The sequence below is a fragment of the Pseudoalteromonas sp. AWM4_233 genome (assembly GCF_056158285.1).
Genome location: NZ_JBSWSZ010000001.1, coordinates 2642048 through 2661123, shown reverse-complemented (window position 1 = coordinate 2661123; position 19076 = coordinate 2642048). Strand labels below are relative to the sequence as shown.

14 protein-coding genes are annotated in these 19076 nt (G+C 40.7%); 12 read left to right on the top strand and 2 right to left on the bottom strand.

Annotated features, from left to right (window positions below; all coding sequences use genetic code 11):
• The first annotated feature begins 8 nt into the window (after positions 1 to 8).
• Positions 9 to 692 (top strand): hypothetical protein, encoded by a 684-nt coding sequence (locus ACXAC4_RS11915; protein WP_475161821.1) that lies wholly within the window; start codon positions 9 to 11, stop codon positions 690 to 692.
• On the opposite strand, the gene ACXAC4_RS11910 is transcribed toward ACXAC4_RS11915, so the two are convergent.
• Positions 689 to 1468 (bottom strand): nucleoside-binding protein, encoded by a 780-nt coding sequence (locus tag ACXAC4_RS11910; RefSeq protein WP_475161818.1) that lies wholly within the window; start codon positions 1466 to 1468, stop codon positions 689 to 691. The genes ACXAC4_RS11915 and ACXAC4_RS11910 overlap by 4 nt on opposite strands.
• A gap of 313 nt (positions 1469 to 1781) precedes the next feature.
• Positions 1782 to 3095 carry a Na+/H+ antiporter NhaC family protein gene (locus tag ACXAC4_RS11905; protein WP_475161817.1) on the bottom strand — a complete coding sequence of 438 codons (1314 nt, stop codon included), beginning with the start codon at positions 3093 to 3095 and terminating at the stop codon, positions 1782 to 1784.
• Positions 3096 to 3514: 419 nt separating this feature from the next.
• Between ACXAC4_RS11905 and sbnA the strand changes: the two genes are divergently transcribed.
• The 11 genes from sbnA (at position 3515) to carA (ending at position 19074) form a co-directional block, all read left to right on the top strand.
• Positions 3515 to 4498, top strand: a complete 984-nt coding sequence (gene sbnA / locus ACXAC4_RS11900) for a 2,3-diaminopropionate biosynthesis protein SbnA (protein WP_475161814.1) — start codon at positions 3515 to 3517, stop codon at positions 4496 to 4498.
• 14 nt (positions 4499 to 4512) lie between these two features.
• On the top strand, positions 4513 to 5526 hold the full coding sequence (gene sbnB / locus ACXAC4_RS11895) for a 2,3-diaminopropionate biosynthesis protein SbnB (protein ID WP_475161813.1): 1014 nt from the start codon (positions 4513 to 4515) through the stop codon (positions 5524 to 5526).
• A 229-nt stretch (positions 5527 to 5755) separates the two neighbouring features.
• Positions 5756 to 7429 (top strand): IucA/IucC family protein, encoded by a 1674-nt coding sequence (locus ACXAC4_RS11890; protein WP_475161811.1) that lies wholly within the window; start codon positions 5756 to 5758, stop codon positions 7427 to 7429.
• Positions 7416 to 8609: an MFS transporter gene (locus ACXAC4_RS11885; protein WP_475161810.1), complete on the top strand. Its 1194-nt coding sequence runs from the start codon at positions 7416 to 7418 to the stop codon at positions 8607 to 8609. Before ACXAC4_RS11890 ends, ACXAC4_RS11885 begins: the two co-directional genes overlap by 14 nt.
• The gene (locus tag ACXAC4_RS11880; protein WP_475161809.1) at positions 8606 to 12022 is read left to right on the top strand and encodes an IucA/IucC family protein; all 3417 of its coding nucleotides are present in this window, start codon (positions 8606 to 8608) and stop codon (positions 12020 to 12022) included. The genes ACXAC4_RS11885 and ACXAC4_RS11880 overlap by 4 nt, the downstream gene beginning before the upstream one ends.
• Positions 12015 to 12788, top strand: coding sequence for an HpcH/HpaI aldolase family protein (locus tag ACXAC4_RS11875; protein ID WP_475161807.1), 774 nt, complete (start codon positions 12015 to 12017; stop codon positions 12786 to 12788). The genes ACXAC4_RS11880 and ACXAC4_RS11875 overlap by 8 nt, the downstream gene beginning before the upstream one ends.
• Complete coding sequence (locus tag ACXAC4_RS11870; RefSeq protein ID WP_475161804.1) at positions 12785 to 13963, top strand: type III PLP-dependent enzyme; 1179 nt, start codon at positions 12785 to 12787, stop codon at positions 13961 to 13963. The genes ACXAC4_RS11875 and ACXAC4_RS11870 overlap by 4 nt, the downstream gene beginning before the upstream one ends.
• A 71-nt stretch (positions 13964 to 14034) precedes the next feature.
• Positions 14035 to 14448, top strand: coding sequence for a hypothetical protein (locus ACXAC4_RS11865; protein WP_475161802.1), 414 nt, complete (start codon positions 14035 to 14037; stop codon positions 14446 to 14448).
• Positions 14449 to 14497: 49 nt separating this feature from the next.
• Entirely contained in the window at positions 14498 to 16597 is a 2100-nt protein-coding gene (locus ACXAC4_RS11860; protein ID WP_475161799.1) for a TonB-dependent receptor, read from the top strand.
• Between the two features lie 325 nt (positions 16598 to 16922).
• Positions 16923 to 17729: a 4-hydroxy-tetrahydrodipicolinate reductase gene (dapB, locus tag ACXAC4_RS11855; RefSeq protein WP_475164115.1), complete on the top strand. Its 807-nt coding sequence runs from the start codon at positions 16923 to 16925 to the stop codon at positions 17727 to 17729.
• Between the two features lie 211 nt (positions 17730 to 17940).
• A complete protein-coding gene (gene carA / locus ACXAC4_RS11850; RefSeq protein ID WP_138568079.1) occupies positions 17941 to 19074 on the top strand; it encodes a glutamine-hydrolyzing carbamoyl-phosphate synthase small subunit in 1134 nt (377 codons plus the stop codon).
• Positions 19075 to 19076: the final 2 nt, after the last annotated feature.

The window sequence follows — 19076 nt, the reverse complement described above, 5'->3', positions numbered from 1 at the left end:
GAAGGTGTATGTTTTATTGGATTTTAATTGTTATTTGCTGCGCATTGTCTTTTAAGAGCTTTGCAAGTACCCATAAAGTAGATGTAATAGCGATTGATTACCCACCCTTTATTACGCAGTCAGAGCAAAGCTATGGTATCACCTATGAGCTTTTAGAAAGAAAATTAGCAAACCTAAAACTTATTAAGTTACGTCCTCGATTTCTACCACCTGCAAGAGCGCAAACTCAGCTGACTAAATCGGATTGGTGTCTAAGTTTTTACCCGCCGGCACCGAGCGAATTTATTGAACGCATTCCCCTCAGTGAAGATAAAGTTTTGCTCGGTTTTATTAGCAAACTACAGCAGGTTGCTTGGCAAGATTTCAAATACTTTAATCACAAACGTTTAGCCATGTTACGAGCAACGATTACCGAAGGTATACAAGGGCAATTAAAGCAAGCTGGTGGGATTATTGTGCCAGTAGAGACAGTCGAGCAGGGCATTAATTTGTTGCTAAAGGGACGTGTTGATTTTGCGTTTACAGACAATATGAGTTTTTTGGAAAAGCAAAAAACCAATAAAGAATATGCTCAGCTCGTTTTTGCAAAAACGGCCTTGCTAGAAGTGCAATTAGGCGTGTATTTCAATACTCAATGTAAATATGCGGGGCTACTTGCCCCACATCTTCGTAAATTAGAAATCAAAAATTAGAAATGCCAAACAACATGGAGTTGCGGTGAAGACTCAGTGATATCTGTGCCAAGTTTGTTACGCCACCATTGCCACTCAACGCCAAGCATAAGCTGTTTTTCTTTGCCCATCAAAGCATGGCCTATATCCCAGCGCACAGCAGGCTGAGCTAAGATCCAACCTTTTACATCATTGCCAAATTCATCTTCACGACTGGCAATGTATTCCACATGACCGGTAAAGTAAAACTTATGTTCTGCGATATTAAATGGCATGCCCCAAGCAACATCGAACATCCAGCTGTCACTTTGAGTAGGCGCGCCGCCTTTTGCAACGCCTTCACTGTCATCAATATACGCCGTAAAAGTCGTTGAAAGAAAATCAAATCCTGATGCCTTCCAGTTTAACTTTACGCCCGGTAAATACTTAATGACTTTGGCATCGCCAGACACATTAATACCCGCCACAAAGCTGGCACTTTGCATTGCTGAATTCACATTTGGTTGCCACGCTTTTGGCATTAAGAAGCTTGAATACCACTCGCCATAAAAGTCATTGTTATTAAAGCCGTCATCTAAATCATCTTTAGTAAAATCGATAAAAAAGAAGTTATCACCATAGTCATATCCAGATGCATGCTGCACAGAATAAATTTGTGTTTGCGCACTTTGCTGACTAAATGGGTTTTTTACATCGCCAGAGTTAAAGTGAAATTGCGTGTCGCTCCAATTCGCCGCAGTAGCAGAAAAAGAACTACATAGTGCGAGTGAGGCTAATAAGCGGGTGTTTTGATTCATAATAAATTATTCGCAGAGGGTAGATGATGTGAATTATATACCCAAATTACTTCAAGTGACGAGGTTCAGCGAGAATTGATTGGCTTTAAGACATGGTTCTCAATCGAAAATAGATGACGCAGTATGAAAGTCAATCAAACTCGTCCAAAGAAGCGCTTATTCACTTATGTTAAGTATAAAAAGAGTATTGAAAGTAGAGAGGCATTGCAATTTCTAGAGCTAATAAGAAGCGCTCTGAACATTGTTTTTGAGGTATTTTGGGTATACATATAGCCCCAAAGAAATTGGGGCTATAAATCAAGAAAAGTGGTTTTTATGCTTTATTTCTGCGCAAGCAGATAACAGCTACTGCTGTGAATGCCAAAATGAAGCAGTAGAAAGATGATGTTGAGACATCCCACGGGCTGATCTTGAAGGTCGCGCCGAGTAATAATGCTTGCGCACCATAAGGTAACGAGCCTTGCATCACGCAGGCAAAAATATCCAGCAAGCTTGCTGAGCGTTTCGCTGAGATTTTTCCGTCTTCAGCTAGCTTCTTAGCAACTGGACCTGCAACAATGATACTTACTGTATTGTTAGCGATACACAGGTTAGAGGTCAGTACCAGTGCTGCAATGCCTAATTGATCAGCTACTTTACGGTGAAACTTCGCGATAAACGCCGTTAAACCTTGGATCTTATGTGCCAGATAATCAAGACCGCCATTTACACGGATAAACTCAGACAGACCGCCAATGAACATAGATAGCAAGAAAATCTCTTGCATATCACTAAAGCCTTTATAAACGTCTTTCGCGAAACTGCCGACTTCATAATTGGCTGTAAAGCCCATCGCTGCGGCGAAAATAATGCCACTAAATAGCACCACGAATACATTTAGACCCGCAACAGCCAGCACTAAAATAAACGCATAAGGTAGCACTAACAACCAATCAAAGTCTTTGGTTTCTACAGCCTGTGGTTCAGGAGTTAAGAAAGTCAGTAGAGCGATAGTCAAAATAGCTGCAGGGATGGCAATCTTTAAGTTTTCTTTAAACTTATCTTTCATTTCACAGCCCTGCGTGCGCGTTGCAGCAATGGTAGTGTCAGAAATAATCGATAAGTTATCACCAAACATTGCACCTGAAACTATGGTACCCGCCATAAGCGCTGGGTCGATACCTGTTTTCAGTGATACGGCATACGCAATCGGACCGATAGCACCTATGGTACCCATTGATGTGCCCATCGCCGTTGAAACTACGGCAGCAATTAAAAATAGACCGGGTAGTAACATTGAAGGTGGAATAAGCGATAAACCGGCATTTACAACCGCATCAACACCACCGGTTGCGCCAGCAACAGCAGAAAACGCACCTGCTAGTAGGTAAATTAAACACATGGTGATGATGTTTGAGTTACCTGCACCTTTTATAAAGGTTTCAACACTGTCATTGATTGGTTTGCGGTTAACCCAAAATGCGATAACGATTGCAGGTAAAATTGCTACAGGCGCAGGCAACTGGTAGAACGCATAATCTACGCCTTGCGATTGTAGGTATAAGCCTGCACCTAAAAAGAGTGCCACAAAGGTTAGTAAAGGCAGTAGCGACAACTTGGCTGCTACCTTGTTTACAGACGCCTGCATGTAAACCTCATATTAAGAAATAGTTATTTTTATTATGCAACCATTGTTCACACAATTACGTGCATAATTCAAGCGATAAAAAGGGATGTGTGAATGTATAGATGGCTAGATGTTTTGTCAAACTTAATCCAAGAATTATGTTGTTTGATTAAATTTTTTTTTAAAAAAAGACGTATTGTTTATATGTATTACTGTCATAAACAAAAGAATTGATTTAACTGAATTTAAAAAGGCTGTTTTTCTTGCTTTTATCTGTAGGAATATCTTCGTAATCAGAGCTTAAATTGCAATGAGTCAAGACTTTATTAGGAGAAGATTATTGTATTATTTACATTAAATGATAATGCAAATAATAATTGATCTTATTTGTGTTTGGTGTATTCTTGCCGCCTCATATATCACTGTTGAGACAAAGGAAAATGATTTACGACAGCATACTTTCATGTGTTGGAAATACACCAACTGTGAAACTTAAAAAGTTATTCCCCCAGCAAGAGCACACGGTTTTAGCGAAGCTAGAAATGTTAAACCCTGGCGGCAGTATTAAAGACAGACCTGCCAAGTTTATGGTTGAGCAAGGTATGAAAAGAGGGGAGATAACACCCTACAGCCATATAATTGAAAGTTCATCTGGTAATTTAGCTATTGCGCTAGCCATGATTTGTCAACAGCACTCACTGCCATTTACAGCCGTTGTCGATCCAAAGATCTCGCCAACAAATTTAAAGTTATTAGAGATTTACGGTGCGAATATTGTTCAAGTCACAAAGAAAGATGAAAACAATGGGTATTTAGCTACACGTATCGATACTGTTAAGCGTTTAGTTAAAGAAACCCCTAATGCTGTTTGGATTAACCAATACGCTAATCCCGATAATTGGCGCAGCCATTATTACGGTGAGGCTGAAGAGATCGTCAACAGTATGGAAAGTAATATCGATTACTTGGTCGTTGGCGCGAGTACCTCAGGTACCTTGATGGGTGTAGCCCGCAGGCTAAAAGAGACAAATCCAAACCTAAAAGTTGTAGCTGTAGATATTAAAGGCTCTGTTTTATTTGGCGGCCATTCTGGCCCAAGAGAGTTGCCTGGAATTGGAGCAAGCAGAGTCCCTGAATTATTAGATGCAAGTGAAGTCGATGAGGTGATTTACGTCGACGATTATGAATCAGCATTAGCATGCCGCCAGTTAGTAAAAGAAGAAAGCATTTTTGCTGGTGGCTCAAGTGGTTCAGCAATAGCAGCCATAAAGAAATTATTACCTCACATTCCAAAACATAGCGTTGTATTAACCCTTTTTGCCGATAGAGGCGACCGATACTTAGATTTGGTCTATGACCAAGCTTGGTTCGATATGGTAAAGCAACGCCACTTATCAACTCCCTCTTTACAATCAATCGTCTAATTAAGGAAAACATAATGACAATTCAAGCTGAGTTAAGATATTTAAGTCAATCAGACCTTAAGCTGTTGGGCGCAGATCACAGTAATGCATTTGTTGAAGCCATTGAAGAAGGGCTTAAACTCCATGCAAATCATGAGTTTGTGCAACCCCTTAAACCTTACTTAAGGTGGCCTGATGCCCCACATATTGCAGATCGCATTATTGCGATGCCTTGTTACCTAGGAGGTGACAACCCAATTGCTGGGATCAAATGGATAGGTTCAAGACAACACAACCCGACGAAATATGAGATCCCAAGAGCCAGTGCGGTGATTGTCCTAAATGATGCGCAAACAAATTATCCTGTCGCAATTATGGAAGCCAGCCTGATCAGTGCTATGCGTACAGCAGCAATAACAGGCGTTGCGACTAAATATCTTGCAAAGAAAGATTTTAGTGATGTATCGATTATTGGGTGTGGTCCGATTGCTCAAATGCAAGTGAAAACGCTACTTGAGCAATATCAATCAATTAAGACAATTCATTTATACGACTTATCTGCTATTGCTGCTGATAAATTAATCACACAGTTTGCGCCAGAATATCCTCAAGTAAAATTTGAAATTCATCCTTCTGCACAAGCCGCGGTAGAAAAAGCGGATGTGCTCGTGACATGTACTGTGTCGGATGCACCTTATATTCCTTATGAGTGGTTAAAGAAAGGGTGCTTTGTTTCTAATATTTCGATTATGGATATTGAAAAAGACGTTTTTGTTAAAGCAGACAAGGTGATTGTTGATGATTGGGATCAATCGAATCGCGAGAAAAAAGTCATCAATCAGCTCGTAGAAGAGGGTAAGTTCAGTCGTGAACAGTTACATGCTGAATTAGGTGAAATTATTCTCGGGCAAGTTTGTGGTAGAGAGAATGACGATGAAATTATTCTTTTAAATCCGATGGGTATGGCTATTGATGACATAGTTTGTGCGCGTTGGTTCTACCAAGCTGCTATTTCTAAAGATGTTGGTACAAAGTTACCTCTATTTTAAATCACACAGAAAGTTTGGACTTGTCTATGAAAGATAAGTCCTTTTAATAAACGCCAACATACTTGTAGTTAAGCGGAATAAATAGACGTTTTTTATGCATAGAAACGCTATGTAATAGGGAGTATTGATTGTCAGGGAGACAGCTGCGAATGCGAGTACAAAAAGTATAAGTACTAGGATGCATTTATTAGCAAAGCGTTAAAACGCTTTGCTATATAAAGGAGTAGAAATGACTATATCGGTTAAACGGTATGACCCTCATGAGGCTTTAATTCAAAAGCTAGTTAGTGCACTTTTTTTAGAAAACTATGGAGATTTTCGAAGCCATAGCTCTATTAATAATCATTACCTAAAAGTAAGTCTGAACAAAACAAATAGCCTATTGTTTAATTGCATTGAGCACAAAGAGCAGATGGTGCCATTTAAGGTTGTTGGTAATGAGATCTTGTTACAGAGTGAAGCTCATCCAGCTACAGCCATTGAGCTTGATTCGCTAATGAGCCATTTTATCAGTGCAGATTGGTGGCCAAACTCAGATAGTCAAAGGATCATATCAAAGTGGCAAGAAGTTTTATCAACTGTAAATATTTTGGCTCAGCCTGCACCAGTTCAAAGTCATGCAGAATTACTCGAATGGTTTGCGATAGTTGTTGATAGACCCAATCACCCCTTCGCACATGCCAAAGCAAGCCTCCAGGACATTTTAACGCATTGGCAAGGCCAGAATATTCACTGGTGGGCTTTTCCCAAGGCCAGAGTTTTCACTCGCAACGATGAAGATACTGTTCAAACCTTACTTGGTCAGTATGACGCTGTGGCAATCAATCACAAGTTAGCTGAATTACAAGGGGATTATATTGCACTTCCTCTTTTGCCAAGTCAGACAGCCTACGCATTAAAAATTGAAGATGCCCATGACCTGTGTTTAGTAACACAGCTCGGATATGCAACAAGTTCACTAAGAACCTTTTGTCATCAAGATGACCCTTCAGTTCACATAAAATTAGCGAGCATTGCCACTCCTTTAGGGGCAATGAGAACCATGCCTCCTCGTTATTTATATAATGGAGATTGTGCTTTTCAGTTATTACAGCAAATTGTAAGCCGATCGACATTTTTATCGGATCGAGTTGTTTTATGTGATGAACAGGCCTGGTGGAGCCTAGGCGAAAATGCTGACATGCTGCAATGCAAAGGTGAGATTGGCTTCCAGATAAGGCGCTTTCCAAAAAGTGGTAAGAAATTCACGCTTTCAATGGCGGCATTAAATCATCCAGAGTCTTGGCATATCATTGAGCAAGAAGGAATTTGTCGAACAACGCTTTTCAAAAACGTGTGTCGATACTTTGTAAAAATGGGGCTGGAGTTTTTATATTTTGGGGTAGCGCCTGAATGTCATGGGCAAAATGTGTCAATCGCCATTAATAGTGAAGATGATTTTGTTTTTGTCTTACGTGATCATGATTCTTTAAGAATTTGTCCAGACCAGTTAGCTGTTCATCAGCTTACTTTGCCTGACTATCAAATTAATTGGCAAACACCAAACACGCTGGTGTTACCAAATTTAACTGAGTTATCTAAATATTTCATCACACTTGGGCTGCAAGTAAACTTATATGCGTTGTCGCAAGCGTTTTCTCCTTACGAAAAAGAATCGCAGTTTTGGCAGCAATTATCTGAAGATATTCAAGAAGCGCTATCAGAGCTTAATAATGCTGTGTTTAGTAACTGGGCCGAGTCTAATTTTATTAAACAACCTAGTTGGCCATTTAAAGAAATTTTAGCGCCATTGTTTAGTGCTTCAGATGACGTAACAGGTATGCCCAGTTCAATGGCTACCATTGCGAACCCGTTATACGAGCTAAACACGGTGAAACCGGAGCAAAGTTGTGAAGCGCACTGAGCAACTTTATGTCGTACTGGCAACTCAGTTCTTAGTGACCTTTTCTCTAATGGTACTAATTCCTGTGATGCCAATATATTTGGAGCAGCTCTCGCAATCTAATTCGGTATCGGGCTTTGCGTCAGCAATGGCATTATCAGCGCCAGCTATCGGTGCGTTACTCAGTGCCCCTTTAATTGGCATGTTTGCTGATAAATTTCCATACAAGCCTGTATTTATGTATTCACTCACTGCTTATTTGGTGTCTTTATTTACCATGGCTTGGTCCGATTCTATCGCGCTTTTTATTGCTGCACGATTTTTATTGGGGTTGTCTGGTGTCGGCTTAATACTCACTCTTTATTTCAGCCGGGAACTGGCACTTAGCCAGGGTCGTCAATTAGCGCTACAGCAACAGGCCATTGCATTGGCCTGTTTAACAGGTCCTATTGTCGGTGGATTTAGCTTGCAGTCTGTTGGAATGGGAACTGTGTTATGGGGTGTCGCTTATTTATCTTTGATATGCCTAACGATATCAATATTTCTGCTGAAAAGTAGGGCTTCGTCTTATAACCATGAAGACCAGAAAGTTGAGACTGAAGTTGCAAAAAAAGCACCTTTATCTTCGCAGATCTGGGTTTGGTTAATCGCGGGTGCTTTATCTCATGCTGGTGCATTTGCGTTGGTTGTCGGATTTGCATTGTTTATGACACAAAACTGGCAAAGCGTTGATACGGCGAGTCAAATAGGCTTGATCCATGCACTTTCATGGTGTGGCACTTTCTCATTAGCAGGGTATTGGGGGCGCAAAATAGAGCAAAAGTTAAGTGCTCAAAGTTTTGCTTTAGGGGCATTAGGATGTGGTTTGTGCATCATTCTTATCGGTATTGCGCCTGCGCTTTGGATAATCGCTGTTTTAAGAATACTTCAAGGCTGCTTTTTCGCGTCCCAAACTCAATGCTTTATCGCACAAATTAATGAAATGAGCTCTCAAGCTCAACAAGGAAAAGCGTTAGGTTTTGCTAAAAGCGCACAAGTCGTCGGGCAGCTCTTAGGCCCCTTTGCTGTAGCGCTTTGCTTTTCTTATTTCGGCGCCGAAAGCGCCTTATGGATAACCGCTGGCTTTTTTATAGCCGCAGCTGCTCTAGTGGCTTTTTTATTATGGTCACTACAAGTAAATTTTAAGGTAAAAACTCAATGAACACTCAATGGACACTACTTGAAACAAAACTGGTTGAACAGTATCTAAATACTTATATCAGGGAATTAGAAATTGACCTTCATCAATCTACTTATGAAGGTCCTTATCAATATGCTATAGGGCTTGCCCACGACAATATATGCGTACTATTTGATCTTCAGCATTTTTCGTTAACGGGTTACCACAGTTACAGCATGCCAATTGCTATTCTTGACTCAAAAAAGTCGACAGTAATTGAAGAGATTGATGTCTTAATCAAACACCTTTGTCAGTCACTTGCTGTTATCAGTTCACCTGAGAAAGCGAGTCAATTTTATGAAAAGGTGAGTAATAGTGTGTACCACTGCCAGCAATATGTTAAGGGAACAAAAACAGAGCTGAACACTCAGCAAACAAGAGAGGCGTTTATTGCCGCAGAGCAAGGAATGTTGCTTGGTCATCCATTTCATGTGACTTCAAAAGCTTGTCAGGGGTTTGATGCTGATGACCTGACTCGATACAGCCCTGAAATGGGCGCATCGTTTAAGTTACATTACTTCGCAGTGGCGCCACAGTTTTTAAAGCAAAGAGTGATTGAGTCGTACGAAATACCTCTCGATCCAATCATGTTAGAAGAGTCTAAGGCCTTACTCGGTAAGCAGTTTGAAAAGTATCATTTGCTGCCTTGTCACCCTTGGCAGGCTAATTATTTGTTAGAAAATGAGCAGGTAAAATCTTTCCTGAATGATGGCCTTATGATCTCTCTTGGGCCGATGGGTGAAACCGTTTGGCCAACATCTTCTGTGAGAACAGTATTTGCACCTGAGCAAGGGTTATTCATTAAACTGGCTTTAGATGTTCGGATCACAAACTTTATTAGAAATAACCCGCCTAGCCATCTAGAAAGGGCTTTAGATGCCAGTGAGATCATTGTTCAACAAAGTCTTGAAGATGGGATCTCACGATTGAAGTTATTGCCAGAACTGGCATATCAAACAATTGAGAATGACGCATTGGCTGCCTCTTTTGCCGTGCTTTATCGTCAGGGCCTTAATGACACTTTACGCTCACAAACCCAAATACTTGGTGCGCTAGTTGAAGAGTCTCCAATTGATGGGCAAATGCCTTTAACTGACTTCCTAAAAGAAGCGGCTTTGGCCCGAAACACTACGCTTAATACATCTTTTCTAAGCCAATGGTGGAGCGCTTATTTAGAGGCGTCTTTATTACCGACATTAAGATTATTTGCTCGTTCAGGCGTGAGTTTAGAAGCGCATTTGCAAAATGCGTTGATGTGCTTTGAGAATGGGTGGCCGAGTATGTTGGTTGTAAGGGACATGGAAGGATGCAGTATCTCACAAGGCAAGCAACCAAATTTAAGCGTAAATAGTGCAGCAAGTTATTCGGAAGAAGAGTCTTGGTTCCGGTTTAAATATTATGTAGTTATTAACCATATTGCACATGTTTTATCTGCATTAGCGCGTAATCATGCTATTACAGAGCAAACCTTATGGTCAGCAACTCGTCATTTCTTAGAGAGAGTTGATAGTCATGATGAAGCAAAATCATTGGCGGTTGCGCTACTAAATAGTGACACATTACCGGCCAAAGGCAATTTGCTTAGTACGTTACATGGATGCGGAGAAACACCTAAGTGGATTGAAATTAAGAACCCTTTACAGCTAGAAGAATGTAGAGTTTCAAGAGCGGTTGCTGAGTCAGAAGGACGCGTCGTCACGCAATTAATTGAGGCACTCATTTATGAAAAAGTGCTTGTTCAAGAATGGCAAGGTGAAAAACTCATAATTGAATTAAGTGAACAGCTTAAATATGAAATGTGCGCCAAAAAAACCGCACATTTTGATCGAATTCGTATTGAATCAGATACGTTAACTCGCCATCAAGCAGGGCAAACGCAGGTTGTCTCTTTAAAGCAAGTTATGACAGATTTAGCTGAACTGGAACTGGCTGAAAATGATGTATGGCTCAGATTCTATGATGAGTTACACCATACAATGCAAAAGCATGCGCAAGTATTGGCTGCTACAGAAAACCAAACTACGCCTTTAAGGGAAATGGATTACGCACATTGCGAAGCTAAAATAACGAATGGTCACTTATACCACCCAAGCTTTAAATCGCGACTTGGCTTTACATTAGAAGATAACGCACTATATGGCCCTGAGCTTGCCAAGCCTTTTAATTTGAAATGGGTAGCGATTGAGCTTACTGAATTGAGTGCCAATTTCGGGGAGGGGTATAACCCTTACGCATTAGCAAAAAACCACTTTAATGATGGACAGCTATTACAGATTGAATCTCAACTTCAAGGTTACAACACGAGCCTTGAAAAAGTCATGCTCTTACCTATTCACCCTTGGCAATGGCAGCATATTGCACAACTTTATTTCGTTGGTAATAAAGGTGTTTATCCGCTTGATGTAGAGGGACATCGTTATTTACCACAGCAATCAATTCGTACTTTAAGTGACTTTAGTGATGAGAAAGCTTTATCGGTGAAGCTGGCATTAAGTATTACAAATACATCTACCTCTCGCGTACTTGCACCTCATACCATTGCTAATGCTGGCATGATAAGCGATTGGTTATGTAATTTAGTGGCGCAAAGTGATGCTTGGTTGTCGGTCACAAAGCCGATTATTCTCAGAGAAGTTGCAGGGGTAAGTGTTAAATCGAATCCATTACTCCGGGCCCAATATGGTGCACTAGGTTGTATTTGGCGTGAGAGTATTTTTAAGTACATTAGTAATGACGAATCTGCTGTGCCGGTCACAGGGCTGATGCAAGTTGATGTGGATGGACAGCCTCTAATATCTCCTTGGGTAGAGCAATATGGCTTAATTCCTTGGTTGAGTGAGCTCGTCGATAAAGTATATATCCCAGTAATGCATATGCTTTGGCAACACGGTATTGCTATGGAATCTCATGCGCAAAATATGTTGCTGATCCATAAGCAAGGTCTGCCTGTACAAGTTGCACTAAAAGACTTTCATGATGGCGTGAGGTTTAGTGTTGGTTTATTAGACAAGCCTGAACTCTTACCAAACTTAATTGAATCACCCAAAGAGCATGCCAGAGTAAATCCAAACTCGTTCTTACAAACCGATTGCAAAGATGAATTAAGAGACTTCACGCAAGATGCATTATGTTTTGTGAATTTGGCTGAGTTGGGATGGTTCTTAGAGCGTTATTTTGAACTAGATGGTATTGCATTTTGGTCTCTGGTGAAAAGCCGAATAGAAAACTATCAGAGCATCCATACTCATTTAAGTGAAAGGTTTGAAGTATTTGATTTCTTTGCTTCAAAAATAGATGTTGAGCAGTTAGCGAGTCGTCGCTTTTTACCCGAGCAGCGTTTGAGAGTCATGTCGGTTGCAAATCCATTAGCACGAACTGGGGGCAAGAATGACTAAAACATCTTTGAAATCACGCTTAAAGAGTTCTTCAAAGTGTTTTGGAGTATTTAGTTCAATACCCAGTACAGTTGCTATCGAACAGTTAGCATTGGCAGGGTACGACTTTATCATTTTCGACTTAGAGCATACTTTGCATGATATGCGGGATGTTGAAAGTGTACTCCTGGCTGCAAGCTCTGCTTCACTCGATGTTTTAGTAAGAATACCACCAGGTCGACTCGACTTAATTGCGCCACTACTTGATGCTGGCGCAACAGGCATAGTTGCGCCAATGTTGGAAACGCAGTCAGAAGCTCAAGCTTTGGTAGAACGTTGTTATTACCATCCTTATGGTAAACGAGGGCTTAACTCAACAAGACTTAATGAATATGCCACACGTGATTTATCGCAAAGTTTAATCGAAGCGAATGAAAGGGTCGTTGTGGTAGCAATGATAGAGACAACACTCGGTGTTGAGAATACAGCGTTGATTGCTGCGACACCTGGGGTAGACGCGCTATTAGAAGGTGCTGCAGATCTCTCTCAGTCATTAGGTATGCCTTGGCAAACACAGCATGAAGATGTTCGTCATGCTGTGACGCAAATAGCAGACGCTTGTGAAGCACAGCAGTGCGCATTTCTGGCTATCCCTAGAACAACTCAAATGATGGCTTTTTGGCAAGCAAAGCAAGTAAGTAATTTTGTGCTAGGGGATGACCGCTCAATTTTACGCAACGCCCATAAAGCCCATATCGCTGAATTCAAAAAGGAACTTAACAAGTGACTATTAATATAGAAAAAGTAGAGCGCTATATTGCAGCGCAATCAGAAGAGGTATGCGCTTTTATCTACGACTTAGAGGGCTTAAATAAGCATATTTCATCGTTGCTTAATCCATTACCAGAAAGCGTGCAGTTTTATTACGCAATTAAGGCCAATAGTGATGAGCAAATGCTTCAAGCTTTACTACCGCATGTATATGGATTCGAAGTCGCTTCTATGGGGGAGATCATAAAAGTTAGATCTATAAGTAAAGATGTCCCCATCGCGTTCGGGGGGCCAGGTAAAACTTTGACTGAACTCAAAACAGCGCTAGAACATAATGTATCGCTCTTTCATCTAGAAAGTCAGCTTCAGCTTGATAGGCTAAATTGGTTAGCTCAACAGCAAGGTAAAGTTATTGATGTTCTGTTAAGAGTCAACCCTAGCTTTTCATTGCCAGATGCCACATTGCAAATGGCAGGTAAGGCAACACAATTTGGTATTGAGCAACCTGAGTTAGAACTACTTCTCGAAAAGGTAGCAGACTTTGAACACTTGAATATTATCGGTTTTCATTTTCACTGTATTTCTAACAATCTGAATGAAATAACCCATATTAAAGCTGTTGAAAAGTATATTGACACCGCTTTGCAATGGCAGCAGCAGTTTAATTTATCGTTGAGAACCATCAATGTAGGCGGGGGAATAGGCGTAGCCTACCAGCCTGAACAAAGAGCTTTTGATTGGTCTCATTACTGTGAGCAACTGAGTAGCTTGTTAAAGAACTATCCGTCTATAAATATTGCTATGGAGTGTGGTCGCTTTGTAAGCGCTTATTGTGGTGTTTACTTAACTGAAGTTACTGATATTAAAAGTAATCATGGTGAAGCGTTTGCTGTTCTTAGGGGAGGAAACCACCATTTTAGGCTGCCATCCTCGTGGCAACACAATCATCCATTCAAAATAATTCCTCGAGAAGCTTGGCCTTTCTCATTTGCTAGACCAGAGCAATCTGATTCACCTATCACTTTATGCGGTGAGTTATGTACGCCAAAAGATGTTTTAGCAAAACAAGTGCAAGTAGAAAAAATTAGGGCAGGTGATGTTGTCATGTTCGAAAAGGCTGGCGCTTATGGTTGGCATATTTCTCATCATGACTTTTTATCACATCCTCATCCTGAGCGTATTTATTTGTAGTTATATATGGCGCTACCGCTTTTTTTAGTGGTAGCTCTTTCACCGGAAATATAAATTTTAAGGAAAAACGTATGCCGTTGAATAAATCAATTCATTTCTTATCTCCACATGATCTAAAGCCTAACGAAGAAGTGTTACCAGAACGAGCAGTTTGGTTGCAACAAAAGGTAGAACAAGAACAGTTATGGAGAGTGCCAATTACAGTAGACAGAAAGACCAATTCAATTATGGATGGTCACCATCGCCACTTAGTTGCATGCCGATTGGGGTTAGCGAAAGTGCCATGCATCTTATTAGATTATGATGAAGTGGAGTTTATTAGCACTCACCCAAGTCGAGCATTAACGCCTAAATGTGTCATTGAACATGCGAATGCAGGGAAGCGATTACCGCCTAAAAGTACGCGTCACCAATTTTCGCGCCCTTTACCGAATTGCAATATTTCTCTTAACCTATTAGTTGATAATGCTTCTTATTTAGAATAGTATGTCCCCGAAATATAAATAATAATCTTTTTTATTTTTAAGGACTAAAATGATTTACCAAAAATCTCTGCTATGTATCAGCATCTCTTTATTACTAGCAAGTGCATCAGAACGTGTTTATGCAGATGACATTGAGCATATCGAAATTCGAGCTGAACGTATGGCTTCAGATCTTAATTCGATAGCACGAAATGTATCTGTGATTGATGAAGAAATGCTAAATACGCAGTTTTCAAGTGCGCAAAACATAGCAGAAGTGTTGGCTAAAACGGTGCCGGGAATGGCACCTCCTACTCCAGCATTGACCAATTTTGGTACAACGCTGAGAGGTCGCAATGCGTTGGTATTGATCGATGGCGTGCCGATGAATACCAACCGCAATATTTCTCGAGATCTTCATAATCTTCACCCTTCGCAAGTAGAAAGAGTCGAAATCTTCCGCGGTGGAAATGCACTATATGGAAGTGGTGCGACAGGTGGCGTAATCTACATTTACACAAAAAGTGGCCAAGAAGAGACTGCGGCAACATCAAGTGTAGAGCTTAAAAATGGCGCATTTATGCTTTCTCAATCACTGTCAGGACAAGTTAACGACTGGTTATATCGTGTCGCGGGGAGTTATGAAAAAGTAGATAGCTTCTCGGATGCTGAAGGTGATAGGTTGGCCGTTGAACCGAGTCAGGGTGATACCTTCGATAGCGATATTTATAGTTTCGATATCAAGGTCAGTAAGTCGTGGGATCAGCAACAACTATCAATGTCTTTACTGAGTTATGTGCTGGAGCAAGATACTGATTTTGCTTCAGATCCAAGTATTAAAAGTCTGCCTTATATCAACAAGGCTCAATCGATTAAAGGTTTACAGTTAGACAAGCAAAACCAAATTAATAACTTGGTTTTTAACATCGGTTATCAAAACCAACTCACTGAGCAACATGCACTTTCAGCAAATCTGTATTATCGAGATTATGATGCGCGCTTTGCGCCATTCGATGGTCGACCATTTGCAACGTGGAACCATTTGGCACAAACCTATCTTGAAAGCTCAAACTTCGGTGCAAAATTAACGGTTAATTCTAAATTAAGCGATACGATTGAACTTGATTGGGGTGTTGATCTTCAAGATGAGCGCAGTGAGATGCCTGTCACCACATATGATGGTGAGGTATATGACAATAGTGGTTTCTTGGTGTTCAAAGAAACGGGTGACAAAGCATTCGTACCAGAAATTAGTCACCAGACATCTGCTGCCTTTGTTCAGGTTAGAGCTGAGTTGACATCTGAATTTGGTCTAGAAGGTGGTGTAAGAACTGAGCGAATAGATGCAAGCTTTGATAGCTTCAATACACTTGGCAAAAATATCGCTATCTCAGGCAGTAGTTATGAATATGACTCAACCGTTTATAACTTAGGTCTAACCTATGACATCAATGACAGCCACACCGTTTATGCTGCATTTAATGAAGGTTATGAGTTGCCTGATATAGGTCTGCAAATTCGTTATGCTTCAAGTCAGTTTGATTTGAGCCAATCCTCACTAAAACCAATAGAGTCTTCAGATAGAGAAATTGGTTGGCGAGGTGAAATAGGTGCATTCGATTTTAGTGCCGCTTACTTTATTTCTGAGTCTGATCTAGGCCGAGTGAAAAGTGAAGGTATGGGATTGTCAGTCAGCCGAAACGAGGTTGAAATTGATGGCGTTGAATTAACTTCTACTTGGGACATCAATCAAGATTTAAGCGCAGAGTTTAGCTACAGCAAAATAAATGGTGACGAAAAAGCACAAAATGCCGATGCATTTCAACAAATGAACGGTTTTAGTATTCCACCAAGTAAATTCACCGCACAGCTAAATTATGACATTTCTAGTGTGTGGCGAGCTAACTTAACAGTGATGCGCAGTGGTGAGAAAGACTATCGAATTGATGCGAAAAATGCATTTGGTCGCAGAGAAGTAACAAGTTACACCATTGTTGATTTCAATTCCCAGCTAGAGTTAGAGCAAGGCGTGCTGACTTTTGGTATTGAAAATGTGTTCAATAAACAGTATTTCCCTGTTTATAGTCAGCTACAAAGAAATGGTAACAATACCAGCTCGATCCCGGGTAGAGGCCGCACTTTCTCGATGAAGTACACCTATAACTGGTAATTGCTATTTATGCTGAATAACTTTGATGTTTCTTGAACTTTAAGGTTTTTGTAAAAGCAATAGCATAGTTAGAAGCAAGCTTTACTTCGTTGTAAAGCTTGCTTTTTTATTTAAAAAACGCACCGATTATATTGCCACTTCTATAAATTCAGTCCATCAAAATAAATAAGTTACTTAAAGCAACTCTTCAGTATCGAAGTTCAGTTCTACATTGTGATGAAGGTTAAAAGGTTAACTTTAGTTTCGGAGAAAACATAATATATGAAATTTTTAAAGATGATTTATGACTACAAACTCTGTATAAACACAGAAAATTTGAATGGGGATGAATATGACTAACATCGCAATTTTTGGCGCCAATGGCCGAATGGGCAAAGTGTTGTGTGAAGCAGCGCTTATTTCAGGTAATACTTCACTCGCGGCGGCTTATGTACGTGACCAACATGATTTAATTGGCACTAAAGTGCAGCATTTTATTAATCAGGGTGAAACGGACGTTGCTTTCTCAACAGAAGCTGTGATTGCCGAAGACGTCGATGTAGCCATTGATTTCACTTTACCTGCGGGTATGAAAAAGCACTTAGCAACAGCGCTAGCGCGTAAAACGCCCTTAGTGATTGGCACAACAGGTTTAACCGCTGAAGATATGACAGAGCTTGAACAAGCGGCGAAACATATTCCAATCGTGTTCTCTCGTAATTTCTCTGTGGGTATCAACTTATTAGAAAACCTTGTAAAACAAGCTGCAAAAACGCTGAGCGATGATGTAGACATTGAAGTGTTCGAGTTGCACCACAGACATAAAATCGATGCCCCATCGGGGACTGCTTTAATGATTGGTGAAGCGATAGCTGAGGCTAAAGGCTGGGATCATGATGAAGTTGCTATCTTTGATCGTAGTCAAGATGAGCATGAAAAATCTCAAAAAGAGATTGGCTATTCTGTCATGCGTGGCGGTGACATAGTAGGTGAACATACGGCTTATTTTGCTGCAGAAGGCGAAAGACTTGAATTAACCCACAAAGCAAGCTCTAAAATGACCTTTGCTAAAGGCGCTGTAAGGGCTGCAGCCTGGTTAAAGGACAAGCCTGTTGGACTTTATACCATGCAAGATGTGCTAGGATTTAGATAGAAAAGTTACTTTTTTAACCGTTTCAAGTAAAAAAACAGTTAAAGGGGATATTTTTAATTTTTTAATGTTTTCTCATAGACCTTTCTCAAGTTTTCATCTAAAATACTTGGAATTTGCCAAATTTTTATAAGTGGCGTGTTACCAAGCGCTTTTTAAACGGGTATTCCGGCTTTGTTGGCTGGGTCCCGTTTTTTACCATTAGGAGGTTAACTTGACTAAATCCGCTCTGTTAGTCCTAGAAGACGGCACAGTGTTCCGCGGTACAGCTATCGGTGCTGACGGTATGTCAGTTGGTGAAGTTGTATTCAACACTTCGATGACTGGTTATCAGGAAATTTTGACTGATCCATCGTACGCAGAACAGATCGTAACTCTGACTTACCCACATATCGGTAATACGGGTACTAATAGCGAAGATGAAGAAGCGAACAAAATCTGGGCTAAAGGCTTAGTAATTCGTGACTTACCTTTGCTTGCTAGTAACTTCCGTAACGAGCAATCACTAGATGATTACTTAAAGCAGCGCAATATTTTAGGTATCGCAGATATCGATACACGTAAGTTAACGCGTATTTTACGTGATAAAGGCGCGCAAAACGGTTGTATCATCGCTGGTGATATTGACGAGCAAAAGGCACTAGAAGCTGCACAAGCTTTCCCGGGCCTAAAAGGTATGGATTTAGCCAAAGTTGTGTGTACAAAAGAGCAGTACACATGGAACGAGACAAGCTGGACGCTTGGCGAGGGCTTTAAAACACTTGCTGATGAAGATGCAAAATTCCACGTTGTTGCTTATGACTTCGGTGTGAAGAAAAACATCCTTCGTATGCTAGTAGACCGTGGTTGTAAACTAACAGTTGTTCCTGCAGAAACCTCCGCTGCAGACGTGTTAGCACTAAACCCAGATGGTATCTTCCTTTCAAATGGCCCTGGTGATCCAGCGCCGTGTACTTACGCAATCGAAGCAATCAAAACTTTCCTTGAAACAGACACGCCAATTTTTGGTATCTGTTTAGGTCACCAGCTTTTAGCACTAGCTTCAGGCGCGCAAACGGTGAAAATGAAGTTTGGTCACCACGGTGGTAACCACCCGGTTAAAGACCTAGACCGTAATGTTGTTATGATCACTGCACAAAACCACGGTTTCGCAGCTGATGAAGCAAGCCTACCAGAAAACTTACGTGCGACGCACGTATCGTTATTCGATGGCACATTACAAGGTATTCACCGTACTGATAAGCCAGCATTTAGCTTCCAAGGTCACCCAGAAGCGAGCCCAGGTCCTCACGACGCTGCGCCACTGTTCGACCATTTCATTGAACTAATGCAAGCACGTAAAGCGTAATT

Coding starts and splice junctions, on each gene's coding strand:
- ACXAC4_RS11915 (WP_475161821.1), top strand. CDS start 9: ATGTTTTATTGGATTTTAATTGTTATTTGCTGCGCATTGTCTTTTAAG.
- ACXAC4_RS11910 (WP_475161818.1), bottom strand. CDS start 1,468: ATGAATCAAAACACCCGCTTATTAGCCTCACTCGCACTATGTAGTTCT.
- ACXAC4_RS11905 (WP_475161817.1), bottom strand. CDS start 3,095: ATGCAGGCGTCTGTAAACAAGGTAGCAGCCAAGTTGTCGCTACTGCCT.
- sbnA (WP_475161814.1), top strand. CDS start 3,515: ATGATTTACGACAGCATACTTTCATGTGTTGGAAATACACCAACTGTG.
- sbnB (WP_475161813.1), top strand. CDS start 4,513: ATGACAATTCAAGCTGAGTTAAGATATTTAAGTCAATCAGACCTTAAG.
- ACXAC4_RS11890 (WP_475161811.1), top strand. CDS start 5,756: ATGACTATATCGGTTAAACGGTATGACCCTCATGAGGCTTTAATTCAA.
- ACXAC4_RS11880 (WP_475161809.1), top strand. CDS start 8,606: ATGAACACTCAATGGACACTACTTGAAACAAAACTGGTTGAACAGTAT.
- ACXAC4_RS11875 (WP_475161807.1), top strand. CDS start 12,015: ATGACTAAAACATCTTTGAAATCACGCTTAAAGAGTTCTTCAAAGTGT.
- ACXAC4_RS11865 (WP_475161802.1), top strand. CDS start 14,035: ATGCCGTTGAATAAATCAATTCATTTCTTATCTCCACATGATCTAAAG.
- ACXAC4_RS11860 (WP_475161799.1), top strand. CDS start 14,498: ATGATTTACCAAAAATCTCTGCTATGTATCAGCATCTCTTTATTACTA.
- dapB (WP_475164115.1), top strand. CDS start 16,923: ATGAATATGACTAACATCGCAATTTTTGGCGCCAATGGCCGAATGGGC.